24 protein-coding genes are annotated in these 20,294 nt (G+C 75.1%); 5 read left to right on the top strand and 19 right to left on the bottom strand.

The genetic code is table 11. The features are described 5' to 3' along the window. The coding region (locus tag FA014_RS08950; RefSeq protein ID WP_328288187.1) for an NAD(P)H-hydrate epimerase at positions 1-295 on the bottom strand (295 nt) is incomplete at its 3' end. Positions 296-380: 85 nt separating this feature from the next. Between FA014_RS08950 and FA014_RS08945 the strand changes: the two genes are divergently transcribed. Next, positions 381-1,367 carry an LLM class F420-dependent oxidoreductase gene (locus FA014_RS08945; protein WP_154729344.1) on the top strand — a complete coding sequence of 329 codons (987 nt, stop codon included), beginning with the start codon at positions 381-383 and terminating at the stop codon, positions 1,365-1,367. Positions 1,368-1,514: 147 nt separating this feature from the next. On the opposite strand, the gene FA014_RS08940 is transcribed toward FA014_RS08945, so the two are convergent. After that, a complete protein-coding gene (locus FA014_RS08940; RefSeq protein WP_154729343.1) occupies positions 1,515-1,868 on the bottom strand; it encodes a holo-ACP synthase in 354 nt (117 codons plus the stop codon). 46 nt (positions 1,869-1,914) lie between these two features. After that, the gene (gene glmS, locus FA014_RS08935; protein WP_154729342.1) at positions 1,915-3,768 is read right to left on the bottom strand and encodes a glutamine--fructose-6-phosphate transaminase (isomerizing); all 1,854 of its coding nucleotides are present in this window, start codon (positions 3,766-3,768) and stop codon (positions 1,915-1,917) included. A 108-nt stretch (positions 3,769-3,876) separates the two neighbouring features. On the opposite strand from glmS, the gene coaA reads away from it, so the two are divergent. Then, positions 3,877-4,839, top strand: a complete 963-nt coding sequence (gene coaA, locus FA014_RS08930) for a type I pantothenate kinase (RefSeq protein WP_328288186.1) — start codon at positions 3,877-3,879, stop codon at positions 4,837-4,839. A gap of 30 nt (positions 4,840-4,869) precedes the next feature. Here coaA and FA014_RS08925 read toward each other — a convergent pair whose 3' ends face one another. From FA014_RS08925 to FA014_RS08895, 7 genes are all read right to left on the bottom strand, one after another. After that, a complete protein-coding gene (locus tag FA014_RS08925) occupies positions 4,870-5,535 on the bottom strand; it encodes a hypothetical protein (RefSeq protein WP_154729340.1) in 666 nt (221 codons plus the stop codon). A 144-nt stretch (positions 5,536-5,679) separates the two neighbouring features. Continuing rightward, complete coding sequence (locus FA014_RS08920) at positions 5,680-6,516, bottom strand: DedA family protein (protein WP_230322989.1); 837 nt, start codon at positions 6,514-6,516, stop codon at positions 5,680-5,682. A gap of 359 nt (positions 6,517-6,875) precedes the next feature. Continuing rightward, positions 6,876-7,598 (bottom strand): peptide deformylase, encoded by a 723-nt coding sequence (locus FA014_RS08915; protein ID WP_154729339.1) that lies wholly within the window; start codon positions 7,596-7,598, stop codon positions 6,876-6,878. 12 nt (positions 7,599-7,610) lie between these two features. Further along, entirely contained in the window at positions 7,611-8,960 is a 1,350-nt protein-coding gene (glmM, locus tag FA014_RS08910; protein ID WP_154729338.1) for a phosphoglucosamine mutase, read from the bottom strand. Between the two features lie 149 nt (positions 8,961-9,109). Beyond that, positions 9,110-9,595: a 30S ribosomal protein S9 gene (gene rpsI, locus FA014_RS08905; protein WP_154729337.1), complete on the bottom strand. Its 486-nt coding sequence runs from the start codon at positions 9,593-9,595 to the stop codon at positions 9,110-9,112. A gap of 35 nt (positions 9,596-9,630) precedes the next feature. Further along, positions 9,631-10,077: a 50S ribosomal protein L13 gene (rplM, locus tag FA014_RS08900; RefSeq protein ID WP_154729336.1), complete on the bottom strand. Its 447-nt coding sequence runs from the start codon at positions 10,075-10,077 to the stop codon at positions 9,631-9,633. A 209-nt stretch (positions 10,078-10,286) separates the two neighbouring features. Next, positions 10,287-11,990, bottom strand: coding sequence for an ABC-F family ATP-binding cassette domain-containing protein (locus tag FA014_RS08895; protein WP_154729335.1), 1,704 nt, complete (start codon positions 11,988-11,990; stop codon positions 10,287-10,289). 87 nt (positions 11,991-12,077) lie between these two features. Between FA014_RS08895 and FA014_RS08890 the strand changes: the two genes are divergently transcribed. After that, positions 12,078-12,497, top strand: coding sequence for a DUF5709 domain-containing protein (locus FA014_RS08890; protein ID WP_154729334.1), 420 nt, complete (start codon positions 12,078-12,080; stop codon positions 12,495-12,497). A 72-nt stretch (positions 12,498-12,569) separates the two neighbouring features. Here FA014_RS08890 and truA read toward each other — a convergent pair whose 3' ends face one another. Continuing rightward, the gene (gene truA / locus FA014_RS08885; RefSeq protein WP_154729333.1) at positions 12,570-13,499 is read right to left on the bottom strand and encodes a tRNA pseudouridine(38-40) synthase TruA; all 930 of its coding nucleotides are present in this window, start codon (positions 13,497-13,499) and stop codon (positions 12,570-12,572) included. 43 nt (positions 13,500-13,542) lie between these two features. On the opposite strand from truA, the gene FA014_RS08880 reads away from it, so the two are divergent. Then, on the top strand, positions 13,543-14,316 hold the full coding sequence (locus tag FA014_RS08880; protein ID WP_154729332.1) for an ROK family protein: 774 nt from the start codon (positions 13,543-13,545) through the stop codon (positions 14,314-14,316). On the opposite strand, the gene FA014_RS08875 is transcribed toward FA014_RS08880, so the two are convergent. Then, positions 14,317-14,748, bottom strand: coding sequence for a VOC family protein (locus FA014_RS08875; protein WP_154729331.1), 432 nt, complete (start codon positions 14,746-14,748; stop codon positions 14,317-14,319). A 105-nt stretch (positions 14,749-14,853) separates the two neighbouring features. On the opposite strand from FA014_RS08875, the gene FA014_RS08870 reads away from it, so the two are divergent. Then, positions 14,854-15,921, top strand: coding sequence for a helix-turn-helix transcriptional regulator (locus FA014_RS08870; protein WP_154729330.1), 1,068 nt, complete (start codon positions 14,854-14,856; stop codon positions 15,919-15,921). On the opposite strand, the gene FA014_RS08865 is transcribed toward FA014_RS08870, so the two are convergent. The 7 genes from FA014_RS08865 to infA all read right to left on the bottom strand — a co-directional run bounded on the left by FA014_RS08865 (position 15,848) and on the right by infA (position 19,943). Then, positions 15,848-16,585: an alpha/beta fold hydrolase gene (locus FA014_RS08865; RefSeq protein WP_154729329.1), complete on the bottom strand. Its 738-nt coding sequence runs from the start codon at positions 16,583-16,585 to the stop codon at positions 15,848-15,850. The two genes, FA014_RS08870 and FA014_RS08865, sit on opposite strands and share 74 nt — an antisense overlap. A 98-nt stretch (positions 16,586-16,683) precedes the next feature. Then, on the bottom strand, positions 16,684-17,235 hold the full coding sequence (gene rplQ / locus FA014_RS08860) for a 50S ribosomal protein L17 (RefSeq protein ID WP_154729328.1): 552 nt from the start codon (positions 17,233-17,235) through the stop codon (positions 16,684-16,686). A 66-nt stretch (positions 17,236-17,301) separates the two neighbouring features. Continuing rightward, the gene (locus tag FA014_RS08855) at positions 17,302-18,312 is read right to left on the bottom strand and encodes a DNA-directed RNA polymerase subunit alpha (protein WP_154729327.1); all 1,011 of its coding nucleotides are present in this window, start codon (positions 18,310-18,312) and stop codon (positions 17,302-17,304) included. Positions 18,313-18,457: 145 nt separating this feature from the next. Continuing rightward, positions 18,458-18,859 carry a 30S ribosomal protein S11 gene (rpsK, locus tag FA014_RS08850; RefSeq protein ID WP_147794341.1) on the bottom strand — a complete coding sequence of 134 codons (402 nt, stop codon included), beginning with the start codon at positions 18,857-18,859 and terminating at the stop codon, positions 18,458-18,460. Positions 18,860-18,952: 93 nt separating this feature from the next. Then, complete coding sequence (gene rpsM / locus FA014_RS08845) at positions 18,953-19,333, bottom strand: 30S ribosomal protein S13 (RefSeq protein ID WP_154729326.1); 381 nt, start codon at positions 19,331-19,333, stop codon at positions 18,953-18,955. Between the two features lie 200 nt (positions 19,334-19,533). Next, positions 19,534-19,647, bottom strand: a complete 114-nt coding sequence (gene rpmJ / locus FA014_RS08840) for a 50S ribosomal protein L36 (RefSeq protein WP_013117849.1) — start codon at positions 19,645-19,647, stop codon at positions 19,534-19,536. 74 nt (positions 19,648-19,721) lie between these two features. Further along, positions 19,722-19,943, bottom strand: coding sequence for a translation initiation factor IF-1 (infA, locus tag FA014_RS08835; RefSeq protein WP_146838576.1), 222 nt, complete (start codon positions 19,941-19,943; stop codon positions 19,722-19,724). Positions 19,944-20,294: the final 351 nt, after the last annotated feature.

Raw genomic sequence — 20,294 nt, 5'->3', positions numbered from 1 at the left:
CCCGGCGCAGCGCCGCCAGGCCCTCCGGGTGCGGCGCGTCGGTCGCGCAGACCGCGACCACCCGCACCCCGCGCCGCGCCAGGGACGCACCCGCGTGCAGCGCGTCGCCGCCGTTGTTCCCCGGCCCGACGAGCGCCACCACCGTCGCGCCGCCCACCTGCCCGCGCCGGTCGGCCAGCTCGGCGGCGACCCGCGACGCGAGCGCGGACGCCGCCCGCTGCATCAGCGGGACCTTCTGCGCGAGCAGCGGCTCCTCCGCCGCGCGGACCTCGGCCGCCGTGTACCCCAGGATCATGCGTCCATCCTGGCGGAGCCGGGCGGCCGGTGCCCACCCGCACGGCGACCGGCGCGCGCCCCCGGACGGCGATAGGTTGCGGCTCATGCGCTTCGGACTCTTCATCCCCCAGGGCTGGCGGCAGGACCTCACGGGCATCGACGCCCGCGACCACTGGTCCGTCATGAGCGGCCTCGCCACGTACGCCGACCAGGGCGACGCCTTCGACTCCATCTGGGTCTACGACCACTTCCACGCGGTGCCCGAGCCCAACGGCGAGGCCACCCACGAGGCCTGGAGCCTCATGAACGCGTACGCGGCGACCACCAGCCGCGTCACGCTCGGCCAGATGTGCACCTGCATGGCCTACCGCAACCCGGCCTACCTGGCGAAGGTCGCCGCGACCGCCGACATCATCTCGGGCGGCCGCGTCCAGATGGGCATCGGCGCCGGCTGGTACGAGCACGAGTGGCGCGCCTACGGCTACGGCTTCCCGAAGCCGGGCGAGCGGATCGCCATGCTCGACGAGGGCGTGCAGATCATGAAGCAGCTGTGGACCAACGGCGTCGCGACGCTCGACGGGCGGCACTACCAGGTCGACGGCGCGCAGCTCGCCCCGCTGCCCCTCCAGGTCGACGGCCCGCCGCTGTGGATCGCCGGCGGCGGCGAGCGCAAGACCCTGCGGGTCGCGGCCGAGCACGCGGCCTACACCAACTTCGACGGCTCCCCCGCGGGCTTCGCGCACAAGAGCAAGGTCCTGCAGGAGCACTGCGCCGCCATCGGCCGGAACTACGACGAGATCACCCGCTCGGCCAACTACAACGTCGTCATCGGCGCGACGGAGGCGGAGGTCGACGACCGGATCGCGTGGGTCGAGGAGCACTACGCGCGCACCGTCCCGGACAAGGCCCCCGAGGTCGCGGAGGAGTTCCGCCGCGGCACGCTCGTCGGCACCCCGGAGCAGATCGTCGAGAAGCTCACCGAGCTCCGCTCCCTCGGCATGACGTACGCGATCACGTACTTCGCGGAGGCCGCCTACGACCGCAGCGGCATCGAGCTCTTCGAGCGCGAGGTCGTCCCGGCCCTGCGCTGAGGCGCGTTCCGCGCAACGCGCAACGCGCAACGCGCCGAGTCTGCGGGACCGGACTGCGACGGAACGTCGTCGCGCAGTCCGCTCCCGCAGACTCGGCGCCGGCCTGCGCGCCTGGACACGCGGCGCGCGGCACGCGGCGCGCGCGGGTCAGTCGGTCTCCGCGACGACCATGGCCGAGGCGATGCCGGCGTCGTGGCTCAGGGAGAGGTGGAAGCGGGTGACGCCGCGGGCCGCGGCGGCGGCGGCGACGGTGCCCGTCACCTCGACCACCGGCTGCTCGCCGCGCACCCGGCGCACGGTCGCGTCCTGCCAGGACATGCCCGCCGGGGCGCCGAGCGACTTGGCGATCGCCTCCTTGGCGGCGAACCGCGCGGCGAGCGACGCCGGCGGCAGCGCCCGCTCCTCCGGCGTGAACAGGCGCTCCCGCAGGGCGGGCACCCGCTCGACCGTCGCGAGGAACCGGGCGACGTCCACGACGTCGATCCCGACGCCGACGATCACGCGAGCACCCGGTCCGGCCGGGGGGCGGTCGGTGCCGCTGCCGCGGTCACTCGACCGTGACCGACTTGGCCAGGTTCCGCGGCTGGTCCACGTCCAGGCCGCGGGCCGTGGCGAGCTCGCACGCGAAGATCTGCAGCGGCACCACGGACAGCAGCGGGGCCAGCAGGGTCGGGCTCTGCGGCACGTAGAACACCTCGTCCGCGTACGCGCGCACCGCCTCGTCGCCGTCCTCCGCGATCACCAGGGTGCGGGCGCCGCGCGCCCGGATCTCCTGGATGTTGGAGACGACCTTCGAGTGCAGCGAGTCCCGGCCCCGCGGGCTGGGCACGATGACGAACACCGGCTGGCCGGGCTCGATCAGGGCGATCGGGCCGTGCTTGAGCTCGCCGGCGGCGAAGCCCTCGGCGTGGATGTACGCGATCTCCTTGAGCTTGAGCGCGCCCTCGAGCGCCACCGGGAAGCCCACGTGCCGGCCGAGGAACAGCACCGACGACGTGTCCGCCATCCACCGGGCGATCTCCCGCACGCGCCCCGAGCGGTCCAGGACCTCCTGGATCTTCTCCGGCATGGCGCGCAGGTCGTCGAGGATCTCGCCGATCTCGTCCGCGAACTTGTTGCCCCGCAGCTGCGCCAGGTACAGGCCGAGCAGGTAGGCCGCGGTGAGCTGCGCGAGGAACGCCTTGGTCGACGCGACGGCGACCTCCGGGCCGGCGTGCGTGTAGAGCACCGCGTCGGACTCGCGGGGGATGGTCGAGCCGTGGGTGTTGCAGATCGCCAGCACCTTGGCGCCCTGCTCGCGGGCGTGCCGGACCGCCATGAGCGTGTCCATCGTCTCGCCGGACTGCGAGATCGCGACGACGAGCGTCCGCTCGTCCAGGATCGGGTCCCGGTACCGGAACTCGTGCGCCAGCTCGACCTCGACGGGGATGCGGCACCAGTGCTCGATGGCGTACTTGGCGACGTGCCCGGAGTAGGCGGCCGTGCCGCAGGCGATCACGATGATCTTGTCCACCGAGCGCAGCAGCGACTCGGAGATCTTGAGGTCGTCCAGGACCAGGCGCCCGCGGGTGTCCGTGCGGCCCAGCAGGGTGTCCTGCACGGCCTGCGGCTGGTCGGCGATCTCCTTCTCCATGAAGGAGCGGAAGCCGCCCTTCTCGGCGGCCGCGGCGTCCCAGTCGATGGTGAACTCGCGGCCCTCGGCCGGGTTGCCGTCGAAGTCGGTCACGGTGACCGAGCGCGGCGTGATGACGACGACCTGGTCCTGCGCGAGCTCGAGCGCCCGGCGGGTCTCCGCGATGAACGCGGCCACGTCGGAGCCGAGGTAGTTCGCGCCGTCGCCGAGCCCGACGACCAGCGGGGAGTCGTGCCGCGCGCCGACCACGGTGTCCGGGTGGTCCTCGTGCACCGCGAGGAGGGTGAAGGTGCCGTGCAGCCGGCGGACCACCTGGCGCATGGCGTCGCCCAGGTCCTTGACGTCCGCGTAGGCCCGGGAGAGCAGGTGCGCGACGACCTCGGTGTCGGTCTCGGAGACGAGCTCGGCGCCGTCGGCCAGCAGCTCCTCCTTGAGCACCGCGAAGTTCTCGACGATGCCGTTGTGGATGAGGGCCAGCCCGCCCGCGACGTGCGGGTGCGCGTTGACGTCCGTGGGGCCGCCGTGGGTGGCCCACCGCGTGTGCCCGATGCCGGCGGTCGCCCCGGGGAGCGGGTGGTCCTCGAGCAGCCCGGTCAGGTTCACGAGCTTGCCGGCCTTCTTGGCCGTGGCCAGGCCCTGAGGGGTCACGAGCGCGACGCCGGCCGAGTCGTACCCGCGGTACTCCAGGCGACGCAGGCCCTCGAGGACGACCCCGAGCGGCCGGCCGTCCGGCCCATGGTCACCGACATACCCGACGATTCCACACATGGGCGGGAGTCTAGCCGCGGGCGGTCCGGCACCGCCGCGGCGCAGGTCACGTCCCGGCGGTGCCGCGGTCCGGCGGGCGGCACCCGCCGTATCGTGCAGAATCGTCGGGTGCGCGCCACCGACGTCCCCGGGCAGACCTCCCCGTACGTGGAGCTCGACCGGGACTCCTGGGTCCGCCTGTCCGAGTCCACGCCGCTCCCCCTCACCGACGACGACGTGACCCGGCTGCGCGGGCTCGGCGACCCGATCGACCTGGCCGAGGTCGACGCGATCTACCGCCCGCTGTCCCGGCTGCTCGACCTGTACGTCACCGCCACGCGCCGCCTGCACGCGGCGTCGTCGACGTTCCTGCGCGAGGACACGCCGCGGACCCCGTTCGTCATCGGCGTCGCCGGGTCGGTCGCGGTCGGCAAGTCCACGACGGCCCGGCTGCTGCGCGAGCTGATGGCCCGCTGGCCGGCGACCCCGAACGTCGCGCTGATGACGACCGACGGGTTCCTGCACCCGAACGCCGAGCTCGAGCGCCGCGGGCTGATGGACCGCAAGGGGTTCCCGGAGTCGTACGACCGCCGGGCGCTGCTGCAGTTCGTGTCGAAGGTGAAGGCCGGCCACGACGAGGTCCGCGCCCCGGTGTACGACCACGTCACCTACGACATCGTCCCCGGCGCCGAGGTGGTCGTGCGCCGGCCGGACGTGCTGATCGTCGAGGGCCTGAACGTGCTGCAGCCCGCGCCGTCCGCCGCGGGTACGTCCAGCTCGTCGAACCTCGCGGTGAGCGACTTCTTCGACTTCTCCATCTACGTGGACGCGCGGACGTCCGACGTGCGGCAGTGGTACGTCGACCGGTTCCTGTCCCTGCGGTCGACCGCGTTCGCGCGCCCGGAGTCGTACTTCCACCGGTACGCGGGCCTCAGCGACGAGGAGGCCGTCGCCCGTGCGGAGGGCATCTGGGACGCGATCAACGCCCCGAACCTGGTGCGGAACATCCTGCCCACCCGCAGCCGCGCGACGCTCGTGCTGACCAAGGGCGGCGACCACTCGGTCCGCCGGGTGCGCCTGCGCAAGCTCTGACCCCGCCGCGTCCCGGACCCGCCGGGGCGGTCAGCTCCCGGTCGGGGTCCCCGTCGCCCGCGGGCCGACCAGCTCGACCGGGTAGTGCTCGACGTCGACGGCGTCCAGCGCGTCCAGCCCCTCCGACAGCGAGACCGGCAGCGGCCCGCACCCCCCGGACGGCAGGGCCACCCGCACCGCGGCGCCCAGCGCGTCCACCAGCCAGAGGTCGGCCCGTTCGGCGTCCGCGGCGCACGGTGCCGGCGTCGTCCCCGAGGCGGGGACCGTCGACGACGCCGTCAGCGCGGTGAGCAGCGGCCGGACGTCGCCCTCCAGCCGGGTCGCCGTCACGGCCGCCCACCGGCCCGCGGCGTCCGTCAGGGTCTCCCCCGTGGTGCACAGGACGGCGGACACCGCGGAGAACCCGTCCGGGACCGGGCCTGCGTCGGGGACGTCCGGGTGCGCGGTGCTGCTCGCGCCGCCGCCGGCGAACCCGAGCGCGTCGAGCACCTGCGGGGCCAGGCAGTCCGCCCCGGCGGAGACCGCCGCGCCCGCCGAGGCCCGCTCGGCGGCGTCCGTCGAGGACGACGAGCCGTCGCCGCCCGCGCAGGCGGCCAGCGCGACGGCGAGGGCGAGCGCGCCGAGCCCGCCGAGAGCCGCGCGGGCGGGCGGGCGGCGGAGCGCCGATCGGGGTGCACGAGGACGCGATGCCGCCATGTCGCCACCCTCCGTCGCCCGTTCCCCTGCCCAGGGCGAAGGCACGGGCGTCTGCCCGGCCTCCGCCGTCGGGGGCGACGCCGTTGTGGCCCGGACCGAGCGTAGGCGCGGCCACCGGCGGGACCGGGCGACGATGCCGGATCGTTAGCGGGCGGGGCCGGATCGTTGCCGGGACGTGACCCGGACGTCCGGGACCCCCGGGGCGCACGCCGCGGCGAGGGGTGCGGCGGGTCGTCCCGGCGCCGCGGGGGCGGCCCGGCGGGCGGCGGCAGGACGGGGCGCCGGCGCGGCCGCCGCGTCGGACGCGGTCGCGCCCGAGGCGGACGGAGCCGGGGCGGACGCGGACGCGACGGCCACCGGCGTGCGGTCGATCCCGGTCCAGCGGCGCAGCACCCAGTCGATCCCGACGCCGACCAGCGTGCCGACGACCACGCCCGCGACGACGGCGATCAGCGGGTGGTCCTCCAGCCACAGACCGGCGCCCGCGCCGACCGCCGAGCCGTACGCGGCCCAGGTCACCGCGGCGAGCCCGGTGAGGCCGACGAACCGCCGGCGCGGGTAGCCGAGCGCGCCGGCGGTCATGTTCACGGCGACCCGGCCGATCGGGATGTACCGGGCCGCGAGGATGAACGACGAGCCCCGGTGCGACAGCGCGTGCTCCGCCCAGGCGAGCGCCTTGCGTCCCCGCGCGGTGCGGAACACCCGCAGCCGGTGCACGTCGACCTTCGAGCCGATCGTGTAGGCGATCTGGTCCCCGGCGAACGCGCCCAGCGCGGCGGCGAGGATGACGAGCGCGATGTTCGGCGCGCCCTGGGACACCGACAGCGAGGCCAGGGCGATCACGACCGACTCGCTCGGGACCGGCGGGAAGAAGCCGTCGATCGTCGCGAAGAGGGCGAGCGCGGGGAACACCCAGACGGAGTCGGCCAGCATCGGCACCCAGCCCTCGATGGCGCTGATCCAGTCCTGCAGCACGGTCATCAGCTCCTGGGTCGTTCGGCGGCTGGCCTCGGCGGCCGACGTCCACGCTAGGTGCGTGCGCCTGGCCGCGACATGGGGGACTCCCCCGACTCCCCCCTGGTCCTCCCCCCATCCTGACCGGGCCGGTCGCACGCGGCATCGCCCCCCGGGACGACGTCCTGCCGCCCGGGGTCCGCCTCCCGGCGGAGAGGTGCCGACCGGACGGACGACCCGGTCGGGCCGGCCGCACCCCGGTGCGTCACGCCTGCGCCGCCCGTGCGTCCCCTGCGGTGCCAGTGCACCACGCGGGTCCGACACGGGTCACGGTCATCCGGTGACGACCCGGTGAACGCTCGTCGTCCCCGTGCGGAGGACTGGCCTCAGGGCTCCAGCGGGAAGCCGAGGGCGCGCGCCGCCTCGGTCGGGCGGGGCTCCGTCGCCCAGTGCGCGCCGAGCTCGTCGGTCGCCGACAGCGAGCGCGGGTGCGCCCGGTCCACGTAGAGCATCCCGTTCAGGTGGTCCGTCTCGTGCTGCACGATGCGCGCGGGCCAGCCCTGCACCACCTCGTCGAGCGCGGCGCCCACCTCGTCCTGCCCGGTGAGCCGCAGCCGGCGCAGCCGCGGCACCACGGCCTGGTAGCCCACGACGCTCAGGCAGCCCTCGTAGAACGACACCCGCTCCGGCTGCTCCCCGGGCACCGGCTCGTACACCGGGTTCACCAGCACGCGGAACGGCAGCGCGGGGCGCTCCCGCACCCGGCCGGTCTCGGTCTCGCCGGCACCGGGGTCGGCGAGCACGGCGAGCGCGAGCGGCAGCCCGATCTGCGGCGCGGCGAGCCCGACGCCGGGGGCGGCGTGCATCGTCCGGCGCATCAGCGCCACCAGCGCGGTGAGCTCGTCGGCGCCGACCTGCCCGTCGAACGGGACCGCGCGCATCCGCAGCGCCGGGTGGCCCGCCTGCACGATCGGCACGGTGCCCGACGGGTCGGCCGCGCCGGCGTCGAGCAGCCGCAGGACGTGTTCCCGCACCACCGCGGCCGGCCAGGTCGCCTGCGGCGCCTCACCGGGGGCCGGCGCCGCGCCGCTCCCGCCCGTCGTCGTCATCGCCCGGTCCGCTCAGAGGGCGAGGCGGTCGCGCACGACGTCCGCCAGCTGGCCGGCGACCCGGTCGGCGTCGTCCTGCGTGGCGGCCTCCACCATCACGCGCACCAGCGGCTCCGTCCCGGACGGGCGGAGCAGCACGCGCCCCGTCGACCCGAGCGAGCTCTGCGCGGCGCCGACGGCCGCGGCGACGTGCTCGTCCGTGCCCGCGCGGTCCTTGTCCACCCCGGGCACGTTGACGAGCGTCTGCGGCAGCCGCCGCACCACGGCCGCGAGCTCGCTGAGCTTCTGGCCGGTCGCGGCGACGCGCGACGCCAGCTGGAGCGCGGTGAGCGTGCCGTCGCCGGTGGTGGCGTGGTCCGCGAGGATCACGTGGCCCGACTGCTCGCCGCCGAGGTTGTAGCCGTGCGCGCGCATCGCCTCGAGGACGTAGCGGTCGCCGACGCCCGTCTCCACGGTGCGGACGCCCGCGGCCTGCATCGCGAGCCGCAGGCCGAGGTTGCTCATCACGGTGACGACCAGCGTGTCGTGCGCCAGGACGCCGCGCTCGCGCAGGTCGAGCGCGAGCACGCCCATGATCTGGTCGCCGTCCACCAGCGCGCCGGTGTGGTCGACCGCGAGGCAGCGGTCGGCGTCGCCGTCGAAGGCCACGCCGAGGTCGGCGCCGGACGCCACCACCGCGGCCTGCAGCTGCTCGGGGTGCGTCGAGCCGCACGCCTCGTTGATGTTCCGGCCGTCGGGCGACGCGTTGATCACCACCACGTCGGCGCCGGCCTCGCGGAGCGCCGTGGGGCCCACCTCGGACGCCGCGCCGTTGGCGCAGTCCACCGCGACGCGCAGGCCGGCGAGGTCGTGGCCGAGCGTCGACACCAGGTGCTCGACGTACTCCTCACCGGCTCGGCCGGTGTCCGACCGGATCCGCCCGACGGCCGCGCCGACGGGGCGCTCCCAGTCCGCCCGCAGGCGCTGCTCGATCGCGTCCTCGAGCTCGTCGTCGAGCTTGTGGCCGCCGCGCGCCAGGAACTTGATGCCGTTGTCCGGCATGGGGTTGTGCGAGGCCGACAGGACCACGCCCAGGTCGACGTCCAGCGCGCCCGTCAGGTGCGCGATCGCCGGGGTCGGCAGGACGCCGACGTTCAGCACGTCCACGCCCGCGCTCGCCAGGCCCGCGGCCACGGCGGCGGAGAGGAACTCGCCCGAGGCGCGCGGGTCGCGGCCCACCACGGCCCGCGGGCGGTGGCCGGCGAACTCGCCGCGCTGGCCGAGCACGTGCGCGGCCGCGACGGACAGGTCGAGCGCGAGCTCCGCCGTCACGTCCCGGTTCGCCAGGCCGCGTACCCCGTCGGTGCCGAACAGTCGTCCCATCGAGGACCCCCTCGTCGTCGGGCCGCCGCTGCGGCCTCCAGCATCGTGCCAGGCCGCACGCGTCGGCGTGCCGGCTCCGGGCACCGGAACGGCCGATGGCCCCGAGGGCGGACCCTCGGGGCCATCGGCCGCGGTCGCTGATCCGTGGATCAGCGCTTGGAGTACTGCGGGGCCTTGCGGGCCTTCTTGAGACCGGCCTTCTTGCGCTCGACGACGCGGGGGTCGCGGGTCAGGAAGCCGGCCTTCTTGAGCGCCGGGCGGTTGTGCTCGGCGTCGATCGCGTTGAGCGCGCGGGCGATGCCCAGGCGCAGCGCGCCGGCCTGGCCGGTGACGCCGCCGCCGCTGATGCGGGCGATGACGTCGAAGCGGCCCTCGACCTCCACCAGCGTCAGCGGGGAGTTCACGAGCTGCTGGTGCACCTTGTTCGGGAAGTACTCCTCGAGGGTGCGGCCGTTGATCTTCCACTGGCCGGTGCCGGGCACCAGGCGCACGCGGGCGATCGCCTCCTTGCGGCGGCCCAGGGCCTGGCCGGGGGCGGTCAGGCTCTGGCCGCGGCCGGCGGGGGCGGCGGTCTCGGAGGTGTAGCTGCTGGGCGTCTCGCCCTCAAGGTCGATGTCGACCGTGGTCTCGGCCATGTGTCTCGCGTCCTGTTCCGGTGTGCTCGCGGGCGTCAGCCCTGCGCGACCTGGGTGATCTCGAAGGGCTTCGGCTGCTGGGCGGCGTGCGGGTGCTCCGCACCGCGGTAGACCTTCAGCTTGGAGAGCTGCTGGCGGGCCAGCGAGGTCTTCGGCAGCATGCCACGCACGGCCTTCTCGACCGCACGCTCGGGGTGCTTCTCGAGCAGGTCGGTGTACGTGGTCGCCCGCAGGCCGCCCGGGAAGCCCGAGTGGCGGTAGGCGAGCTTGGTCTCGCGCTTGTTGCCGGTCAGCGCGACCTTGTCCGCGTTGATGACGATGACGAAGTCGCCGCCGTCCACGTGCGGGGCGAAAGTCGCCTTGTGCTTGCCTCGCAGCAGCGTGGCGACGTGGGTGGCGAGGCGGCCCAGGACGACATCGGTCGCGTCGATGACGTACCAGTTCCGCTGGACGTCGCCGGGCTTCGGGGTGTACGTGCGCACGGTCGTTGCCTTCTCTATGTCTCTGACTGTGTCCACGGCAATCCCGTAGAAGCCGGGGTCAGCCGATGAGTACCGTCGGTGCGCCGTCCGTGGACCGGTGAGTGGGAACGCACCAGGGTCGACACAGCCGAACGCACAACGACTCACCAGGGTAGCCGCCGGTCCCGGGGGCGGTCAAAGCGACGTCGGTCACCGCCCCCCGGCCCTGCTCAGCGGGCCCGCGCCACCCGGCCCGCGTCCCAGACGGGCTCCGGCGTCTCCACGACCGCCCCGTCCTCGCCGAACACGAGGAACCGGTCGAACCCGCGGGCGAACCACCGGTCGTGCGTGACCGCGAGCACCGTGCCCTCGAACGCCGCGAGCCCCGCCTCGAGCGCCTCCGCCGAGTGCAGGTCGAGGTTGTCCGTCGGCTCGTCGAGCAGCAGCAGCGTGGCGCCGCCGAGCTCCAGCAGCAGGATGTGGAACCGCGCCTGCTGCCCGCCCGAGAGCGTCTCGTACCGCTGCTCCGCCGACGCGACCAGCTCGTACCGGTCCAGCGCCTTGCTCGCGGGCTCCCGGCCCATCCCCGGCCGGCGCCCCTCGCCGCGGTGCAGGATCTCCAGCAGCGTGCGGCCGGCGAACGCCGCGTCCTGCGCGTGCTGCCGGTTCTGCGCGAAGAAGCCGGGCACCACGCGGGAGCCGAGCCGGGCGACGCCGGTGTGCGGGACCGGGGCGACGGGCAGCTCGCCCTCTGCGCCTGTGCCGGACCCCTGGTCCGGGTGGGGGTCGCTGCCGCCCGCGGCGAGCAGCCGCAGGAAGTGCGACTTGCCCGACCCGTTCGACCCGAGCACGGCCACGCGCTCGCCGAACCACACCTCGAGGTCGAACGGCCGCATCAGCCCCGTCAGCTCCAGCCGCTCGGCCACGACCGCGCGCTTCGCCGTCCGCCCGCCGCGCAGCCGGACCCGCACGTGCTGGTCGTGGGCGACGACCTCGGGCGGCCCCGCCTCCTCGAACTTGCGCAGCCGGGTCTGCGCCGCCGAGTACCGCGACGCCAGGCCGTCGTTGAACGCCGCCTTGGTCTTGAGGGTGTTCACGAGCGTGATCAGCTTCGCGTGCTCCTCGTCCCACCGGCGCGCCAGCTCCGCCAGCCGGTCCCGCCGCGCCTCCCGGGCCTGGGTGTACGTGGTGAAGGTGCCGCCGTGCACCCACACCGTCGCCCCCGCGCGGGCGGGCTCCAGCGTCGCGACGTGCGTCGGCACGCGGGACAGCAGCTCGCGGTCGTGGCTCACCAGCAGGACGGTCTTGGGGCTCTCGAGCAGCCGGCGCTCCAGCCACCGCTTGGTCGGCACGTCGAGCGCGTTGTCCGGCTCGTCCAGCAGCAGCACCTCCTGCGGGCCGCGCAGCAGCGCCTCCAGCACCAGCCGCTTCTGCTCGCCGCCCGACAGCGTCCGCACGCCGCGGTGCTGCGCCCGGTCGAACGGGATCGACAGCACCGCGTCCGTCACCCGGTCCCAGTCGGCCTCGACCTCGTAGCCACCGACGTCCGCCCAGTCCGCGAGCGCCTGCGCGTACCGCATCTGGGACGGCTCGTCGTCGACCTCCATCATGCGCAGCTCGGACGCCGTGAGCTCCGCGGCGGCCGCGCCGATCGCGCCCGTCGCCAGCGAGGCCAGCAGGTCGCGGACCGAGCGGTCGTCCGCGATCCGGCCGACGTCCTGCCGCATCACCCCGAGCCCGCCCGTGCGCACCACCGCGCCGTCGTGCGGCTGCTCGTCGCCCGCGACGATCCGCAGCAGCGTCGACTTCCCCGCGCCGTTCGGACCGACCAGCGCCGTGCGCTGCCCCTCGCCGACCCGCAGGTCGACGCCCCCGAGCAGCGGGCGGCCGTCGGGGAGCACGTAGCGCACGTCGTGCACCTCGAGATGACCCATGCCCCGATCGTCCCAGGTCCGCGGCGCGGGTCCCAACCGGTTAACCGTGCGGTGGCAGCGGCGCTGGTGCGGTGCCAGGCTCGTCCCATGAGCGAGAACACCCCTGCCACGAGCACGGACGCCGCCACCGGCGCCGAGGGCGACGCGGACCAGCTCCCCGCCGAGGACACGCTGGTCGGACGCGGCGTCGACGACCTGCTGGACGAGGGCTACAGCCCGCCCGAGCGCCCCCGCCCCGCGTCCAGCCACTTCGGCGAGACCCCGTGGGAGGAGTCGCGCGGCGAGACGCTCGACCAGCGCGTCGCCCAGGAGGAGCCCGAGGTCTGGGAGGACCCCGACCGCGCGCCCGACCCGTCCCGCGAGCCCGACCGCGCCGGCCGGCTGCTGGAGGACGACGACGCCGTGGAGGCCGGCGGCAACGACCAGTTCGCGGTGGACGCGGGGGTGGACGGCGGCGCGGCGAGCGCCGAGGAGGCCGCCGTGCACGTCGTCGACGAGGAGGACTGACTCCACGCCTCCTCGCGGCGCGAGGGCGGGCGGCGGGCACGGGTGCGGGGGCACCGGGGTCCGCCGCCCGCGTCACTCCCCGGCGGGGCCGGCCGGCTGCGCCACCGGCGGCGCGTGCACGTCGTCCGCCGAGCGCATCGCCCGCGTCCGCAGCTGGCGCTCCGCGAGCTCCGCGTCCGGCGGGTAGACGACCTCCTCCAGCGTGAGGCCGTGCGCGGCCACGACCGCGCTGCCCGGGTCGCGCCGCCCGCCCACCAGCAGCTCGGCCGGCCAGTCGACCGGCCGCCGGCCCTCCCCCACCGCGAGGCTCGCGCCCACCAGGGCGCGCACCATCGAGTGGCAGAACGCGTCGGCACGCACCGTCGCCACGACGAGGCCGGCGTCCGGGCCGTCCGCAGGGCGCTCCCAGGTGAGCTCGTCGAGCGTGCGGATCGTCGTCGCCCCGGGCCGGGGCTTGCAGTACGCCGCGAAGTCGTGCCGGCCCAGCACCCGTCCCGCCGCCTCGTGCATCGCCGCCACGTCGAGCGGCCGCCGGGTCCACAGCACGTGCGCGCGGCGCAGCGGGTCGCGCAGCGCCGGGTCGTCGCACACCCGGTACACGTACCGCCGGGCCACGGCCGAGAACCGCGCGTCGAAGCCCTCCGGGGCGAGGCGGACGGCCCTGGCCACGACGTCCGGCGGGAGCACCCCGGCCAGCCGGGTCAGCAGCGACTCCTCGGGCGTCCGGTCCGAGCGGCCGGGCACCGCGGCCCACGCCGCCGCCGGCACGTCCACGTGCAGGACCTGCCCGCGCGCGTGCACCCCGGCGTCCGTGCGCCCGGCGACCGTCACCCGCGGCGGCGCGTCCCCGCGGTGCTCCGAGCGCAGCACCAGCGCCAGGCCGTCCTCGACGACGCCCTGCACCGTGCGCAGCCCGGGCTGGCGGGCCCAGCCGGCGAACGCGGTGCCGTCGTAGGCGAGGTCGACGCGGACGCGGACGGCGTCGGGGGGCAGATCGGGCACGCCCCCGAGGGTACGGGCCGTGCGGCTGCTCTACCGTGGTCCGGTGCCCACGCCCGCCCCCGCGCCCTACACGCTCGCCGTCGACTGCGGCGGCGGCGGCATCAAGGCCTCCGTCCTCGACGCCTCGGGCACCCTGCACGCGCCCGCCGTCCGGGTGCCGACGCCCTACCCGCTGCCGCCCGAGCGGCTGGTCGGCACCATCGCCGACATCGCCGACCGGCTCCCGCCCTTCCAGCGCGCCACCGTGGGCATGCCCGGGATGATCCGGCACGGCGTCGTCGTCGCCACCCCGCACTACGTCACCCGGTCCGGGCCGCACACGCGCGTGGACCCCGAGCTCGTCGAGGCCTGGTCCGGCTGCGACATTCGCGCGGCGGTCGAGCAGCGGCTCGGCGTCCCCGCCCTCGTGCTGAACGACGCCGAGGTGCACGGGGCCGGCGTCGTGTCCGGCACCGGCGTCGAGCTCGTCCTCACCCTGGGCACCGGGCTGGGCTCCGCCCTGTTCGACGGCGGCCGGCTCGCCCCGCACCTCGAGTGGTCGCACGCCCCGGTGCGCCGGCTCACCACGTACGACGAGTACATCGGCCAGATCCAGCGCGCCCGGCTCGGCGACGGCCTGTGGTCCCGCCGCGTGCGCCAGGTCGTCGAGGGCCTGCGGCCCGTCGTCCTGTGGGACCGCCTCTACCTCGGCGGCGGGAACTCCCGGCAGATCACCCCGCAGGTGCTCGCCCGGCTCGGCGACGACGTGGTGGTCGTGCCGAACCAGGCGGGCATCGTCGGGGGCGTGCGGGCGTGGCAGCTGGGCGCCGACGCCTGATCAGCCGGCGGCGGGCGCGGCGACGTCCAGCACCCAGGTGACCCCGAACCGGTCCCGCGCCATGCCGTACAGCGGCGCCCAGCCCGCGGGCCCGAGCGGGACGACGGTCGTCGCGCCGGTGCCGTCCGCGGTGAGCCGGGCCCAGAGCCCGGCGATCTCGTCGGCCGAGTCGCTGCGCACGGAGACGTAGAACGCGTCCGTGCCCGCGTCCCACGGCCGGGCGGCGGGCACGTCGAACGCCATGACGCGGAACCCGTCCTCGGACCGGACCTGGCCCCAGATCACCTGGTCCGCCTCGCGGGGGTCACCGACGGCACCGGCGTCGGCGTACGTCGCGACGGCGAGCGACCCGCCGAACACGTCGCGGTAGTGCTCCAGCGCCGCCCGGGCGTCGCCGCGGAAGTTCAGGTGGGTGGTCGTGGTGACGGACATGGTGGCTCCTCGGTCGGGACGCGCGCCGGCCGGTCGACCGGCGCAGGTCCACTCCACCCGACCATGCGGACAGGTCGTGTCCGGATCTCCGGGCAGACTGGGCAGGTGCCCACGACCGCGCCCCGGCTGCTCGCCCTGCTGTCGCTGCTGCAGACCCGCCGCGACTGGCCCGCCGCGGTGCTCGCGGACCGCCTGGGCGTCACGGACCGCACCGTCCGCCGCGACGTGGACCGGCTCCGCGAGCTCGGCTACCCCGTCACGAGCACCCGCGGCCGCGAGGGCGGCTACCGGCTGGACGCGGGCGCGCGGCTGCCGCCGCTGCTGTTCGACGACGAGCAGGCCGTCGCCCTCGCGGTCGCGCTGCGCACCGCCGCGGCGTCCGGGGCCGGCGTCGCGGAGGCGGCCGAGCGGGCGCTGCGGACCGTGCGGCAGCTCCTCCCGCCGCGGCTGGCGCACCGCGCGGACGCGGTGCCCGTCACCGTGCTGACGGCACCGGGCACCCCGGCGGTGGACCCGGCTGTGCTGACCGCGCTCGGTGCGGCTGTGCGGGCGAGGGAGGTGCTGCGGTTCGGGTACCCGCGGGCGGGCGGCGCGACCCCCGACGACGGGACGCGCCGGGTCGAGCCGCACCACCTCGTCGCCCGCGCGGGCCGCTGGTACCTGCTCGGGTGGGACCTCGACCGCGACGACTGGCGGGTCTTCCGCGCGGACCGCGTCCGGCCGCGTGCCCCCGGCGGCGCGCGGTTCACGCCCCGCGAGGTGCCGGGCGGGGACGTGGCGGCGTTCGTCGCCGCGCGGTTCCGCGGGTCGGGGCCGGCCGCGGACGGCGGCGTCGACGACGGGTGGCCGTGCCGCGGGGCGGTGGAGCTGGCCGCCGACGCCCGGGACGTCGCCCCGTTCGTCCCCGACGGGTCCGTGACCGCGACGGGCCCCGGGCGGTGCCGGGTCTCGCTGGGGTCGTGGTCGTGGGTGGCGCTGGCGGGGGCGGTCGCGCGGTTCGACGCCGACCTGCTGCGGGTGGAGCCGCCCGAGCTCGCGGAGGCCTGCGCGACGGTGGCGACGCGCCTCGCCGCCGCGTCGCGGTCCACCGCCCCGGCGGTCACGCCGGCGACGGGCTCGGCGTCCGCTCCGCCGCCGACACCGCGTCGACCGCCCCCAGCACGACCCGCGTGAACGCCACCGGCGCGGTCAGCGACACCAGGTGGGTCGCCCCCGGCACCACCACGAGCCGGCCGTCCCGGCACGCGCGCAGGAACCGGCGCTCCTCGCCCCGGAAGTGGTCGTACCGCCCGTTGACCAGCCAGACGGGCGCGGCCACCCGCGCGAGGTCCTCGACGGGTGTCGCGGCGCGCATCTCCCGGAGCGCGTCGTCCATGACGTCGAGCGCGAACCCGCCCGCGGCCACGTCCTGCGCCGCGGAGGCGGGCAGCACGCGGTCGACCATGCCCTGGTTCAGCCCGGCCCCGGCGTCGGGGAGCCGCGCGATGCCCCGGGCCAGCAGCGCCCAGCCGTCCACGAGCGCCACCAGCGGCCGGGTCGAGCAGGCGGCGGCGACGAGGCCCGCGACCTGGTCCGGCCGCCGCGCCGCGTGCGCGATCGCCGTGTACCCGCCGAGCGACAGGCCCACGACCAGCGCCCGCCCGCCGACGGCGTCGACGCCGTCCGCCACCGCCTGCACGGCCCCGTCGAGGGTGAACCGCTCACCGCGTCGCGCGCCGTGCCCCGGCAGGTCCACGGCCAGCGCGTCGACGCCGTAGGCCCGCAGCGCCTCGACCTGCGCGCGCCACATCGTGCGCGACGTGCGCAGTCCGTGCACGAGCACCACGGGAACCACCATCCCGCGACGCTATCCCCTCCCCCGGGGACGCAGGGAGGCCCGGGTCCCGCGAGCGTGTGCTCGCGGGACCCGGGCCTCCCCGGTGCTGACGCGTCAGGTCAGGCCTTGTCGGCCTCGTCCTGGGTGTCGGCGGCCTCGGGGGCGTCGGCGGCCTCCGTGGTCTCCTCGGCGGGGGTCTCCTCGGCGGGGGTCTCCTCGGCGGGGGTCTCCTCCGCCGGGGTCTCCTCGGCCTTGGGCGCGGCCTTCTGCGCGGCCTTGGTGGCCTCGCGGACGACGGCCTGCTTCGGCGAGACGGGCTCGAGGACGAGCTCGATCACGGCCATCGGCGCGTTGTCGCCCTTGCGGGGGCCGATCTTCGTGATGCGGGTGTAGCCACCCTGGCGCTCGGCCATCTGCGGCGCGATCTCCACGAACAGCTCGTGGACGACCGACTTGTCGCGGACGACGGTGAGGACGCGGCGGCGGGCGTGCAGGTCGCCGCGCTTGGCGAACGTCACCAGGCGCTCGGCGAGCGGGCGCAGGCGCTTGGCCTTGGCCTCGGTCGTCGTGATGCGCTTGTGCTCGAACAGCGCCGTGGCCAGGTTGGCCAGGATCAGCCGCTCGTGCGCCGGGCCGCCACCGAGCCGGGGACCCTTGGTGGGCGTAGGCATGTCGTTACTCCTTGGTTCCAGTGATGGGCCGGCGGCGCACGTCAGCCGTGCGCCGCCTCCCCGGCGTCAGTACTGCTCGTCCTCGGTGAAGTCGCCCTCGTCGCCGTCGTAGTACGCGGCGGCGGTGGGGTCGAAGTCGAGCGGGCTGTCCTTGAGGGACAGGTTGAGCTCGGCCAGCTTCTCCTTGACCTCGGTGATCGACTTCGCACCGAAGTTGCGGATGTCGAGCAGGTCGGCCTCGGAACGCGCCACGAGCTCCCCCACCGAGTGGATGCCCTCGCGCTTGAGGCAGTTGTACGACCGGATGGTCAGCTGCAGGTCCTCGATCGGCAGCGCCAGGTCGGCGGCCAGGGCCGCGTCGGTCGGCGACGGGCCGATCTCGATGCCCTCGGCCTCGACGTTCAGCTCGCGGGCGAGGCCGAACAGCTCGACGAGGGTCTTGCCGGCGGACGCCAGGGCGTCGCGCGGGCTGATCGCCGGCTTGGTCTCGACGTCGACGACGAGCTTGTCGAAGTCGGTCCGCTGCTCGACGCGGGTCGCCTCGACCTTGTACGTCACCTTGAGCACCGGCGAGTAGATCGAGTCGACCGGGATGCGGCCGATCTCGGCCTCGAACGACTTGTTCTGGTTGGCCGACACGTAGCCACGGCCGCGCTCGACGGTCAGCTCGATCTCGAGCTTGCCCTTCTCGTTCAGCGTGGCGAGGTGCAGGTCCGTGTTGTGGACCTCCACGCCGGCCGGCGGCACGATGTCCGCCGCGGTCACGTCACCCGCACCCTGCTTGCGCAGGTACATCACGACGGGCTCGTCGTTCTCCGAGGAGACGACGAGGTTCTTGATGTTGAGGATGATCTCGGTGACGTCCTCCTTGACGCCCGGCACCGTGCTGAACTCGTGCAGCACGCCGTCGATCCGGATGCTCGTCACGGCCGCGCCCGGGATGGACGACAGCAGGGTCCGGCGCAGGGAGTTGCCGAGCGTGTAGCCGAAACCGGGCTCGAGCGGCTCGATGGAGAACCGCGAGCGGTACTCCGAGATGACCTCTTCGGTCAGGGTGGGGCGCTGTGCGATGAGCACTTCGGGGTTCCTCTCAGCGTGCGTCCGCCATATGACGCAGCGCAGGTACTCGCTGGGCGGCGCGGGTCTCGGTCCACCCGCGCGACCGGCCGGCACCGCCGCGGGCAGGGGATCGCTCCCCCGCCCGCGGCGGCCCGGCTACGGGTCAGACGCGGCGGCGCTTCGGCGGACGGCAGCCGTTGTGGGCCTGCGGCGTCACGTCCTGGATCGAGCCGACCTCGAGGCCGGCCGCGGTCAGGGAGCGGATCGCGGTCTCGCGACCGGAGCCCGGGCCCTTGACGAAGACGTCGACCTTCTTCATGCCGTGCTCGGCGGCCTTGCGCGCAGCGGCCTCGGCGGCCATGCCCGCGGCGTACGGGGTCGACTTGCGCGAGCCCTTGAAGCCCACGTCGCCGCCCGACGCCCAGGAGATCACGGCGCCGCTGGGGTCCGTGATCGAGATGATCGTGTTGTTGAAGGTGCTCTTGATGTGCGCCTGGCCGTGGGAGACGTTCTTCTTCTCCTTGCGGCGCGGCTTGCGCACGGAACTGCGGGTCTTGGGAGGCATGTGCTCGTTCTCTCTCGCTGCTGGTCGTGAGGTCGGTGCCCCGTCGCGGCGCGGGCGGCTGTCGGTCGACAGGCCCGGCGGGCCGCGGGCGGGTTACTTCCGGCCGGCCTTCTTCTTGCCGGCGACGGTGCGCTTCGGGCCCTTGCGGGTACGCGCGTTGGTCTTGGTGCGCTGACCGCGCACCGGGAGGCCGCGGCGGTGACGCAGGCCCTCGTAGCTGCCGATCTCGACCTTGCGGCGGATGTCCGCTGCGACCTCACGGCGGAGGTCGCCCTCGAGCTTGAAGTTGCCCTCGAGGTAGTCACGGAGGGTGACGAGCTGGGCGTCGTCCAGGTCCTTGACGCGGAGGTCCGGGCTGATGCCGGTCGCGGCCAGGGTCTGCTGGGCGCGGGTACGGCCGACGCCGTAGATGTAGGTGAGCGCGATCTCGAGCCGCTTCTCGCGGGGGAGGTCGACGCCGACAAGACGTGCCATGTGCCTTTCGGCTCCTTGGACTTCGATCGGAGGTCTGCCGCACCGTCCTCCCGCGTGCTGCGGGCCCCGGCCTCCGAGCCGGGGGTTCACCGGTGGCGACCCGCCGTGGCGGGTGCGCTGCCGGTTCGGCGATGCGCTGGTGCCGGTCCGTCAGGATCCGGCGGCGGTGCTGCTCAGGTGCGCCCCGAGCGGCAGGGCGTTCAGCCCTGGCGCTGCTTGTGGCGCAGGTTCTCGCAGATCACCTGGACGCGACCGTGCCGGCGGATCACCTTGCACTTGTCGCAGATCTTCTTGACGCTGGGCTTGACCTTCATGGCCTGTTCCTCCGCCGCCGAATGTGCTTGGTCCCTCGCGGGGAGCAAGCCGACGGCGATGCTCGTTCGGTCGGTTACTTGTAGCGGTAGACGATGCGCCCGCGGGACAGGTCGTACGGGCTCAGCTCGACCACCACCCGGTCCTCCGGGAGGATCCGGATGTAGTGCTGGCGCATCTTGCCCGAGATGTGGGCGAGCACCTTGTGACCGTTGGTCAGCTCCACGCGGAACATCGCGTTGGGGAGAGCCTCGATCACGCTGCCCTCGATCTCGATGACACCGTCCTTCTTCGCCATGTCCTCCGCTAACTCTTGTCCTGAACTGCCTGTCCACGCCGTCGTCTCCCCCCGGCGGTGCCGGTGGGTCCGGTGCGGACGTGGTGGACGTGCCCTGGTCCTGACGTCCGGCGACCGGCCCGCACGCGCGCGACCACGACGTGGCCGGCTCGGGCGGGACGTGCGACAGCGCGAGGGCGCACACCCAACGGACGATCATACGCCATCGGGCACTCGCGGGGAAACGCGGGCGCGGGGCCGTCAAGCGGACGCGCCGGTGCGGGGCACGACGGGTGAACGCCCCCGCCGCGCGGGTTCTTCCCGCGCGGCGGGGCCGCCCGGCGGGACCACCGACGGCGGCCCGCAGCCCGC

Source organism: Cellulomonas hominis, from assembly GCF_005239125.1.
GTDB lineage: Bacteria > Actinomycetota > Actinomycetes > Actinomycetales > Cellulomonadaceae > Cellulomonas > Cellulomonas hominis_A.
The sequence above is the reverse complement of the archived record's forward strand: the minus strand, read 5'-3'. Positions and strand labels throughout refer to the sequence as shown.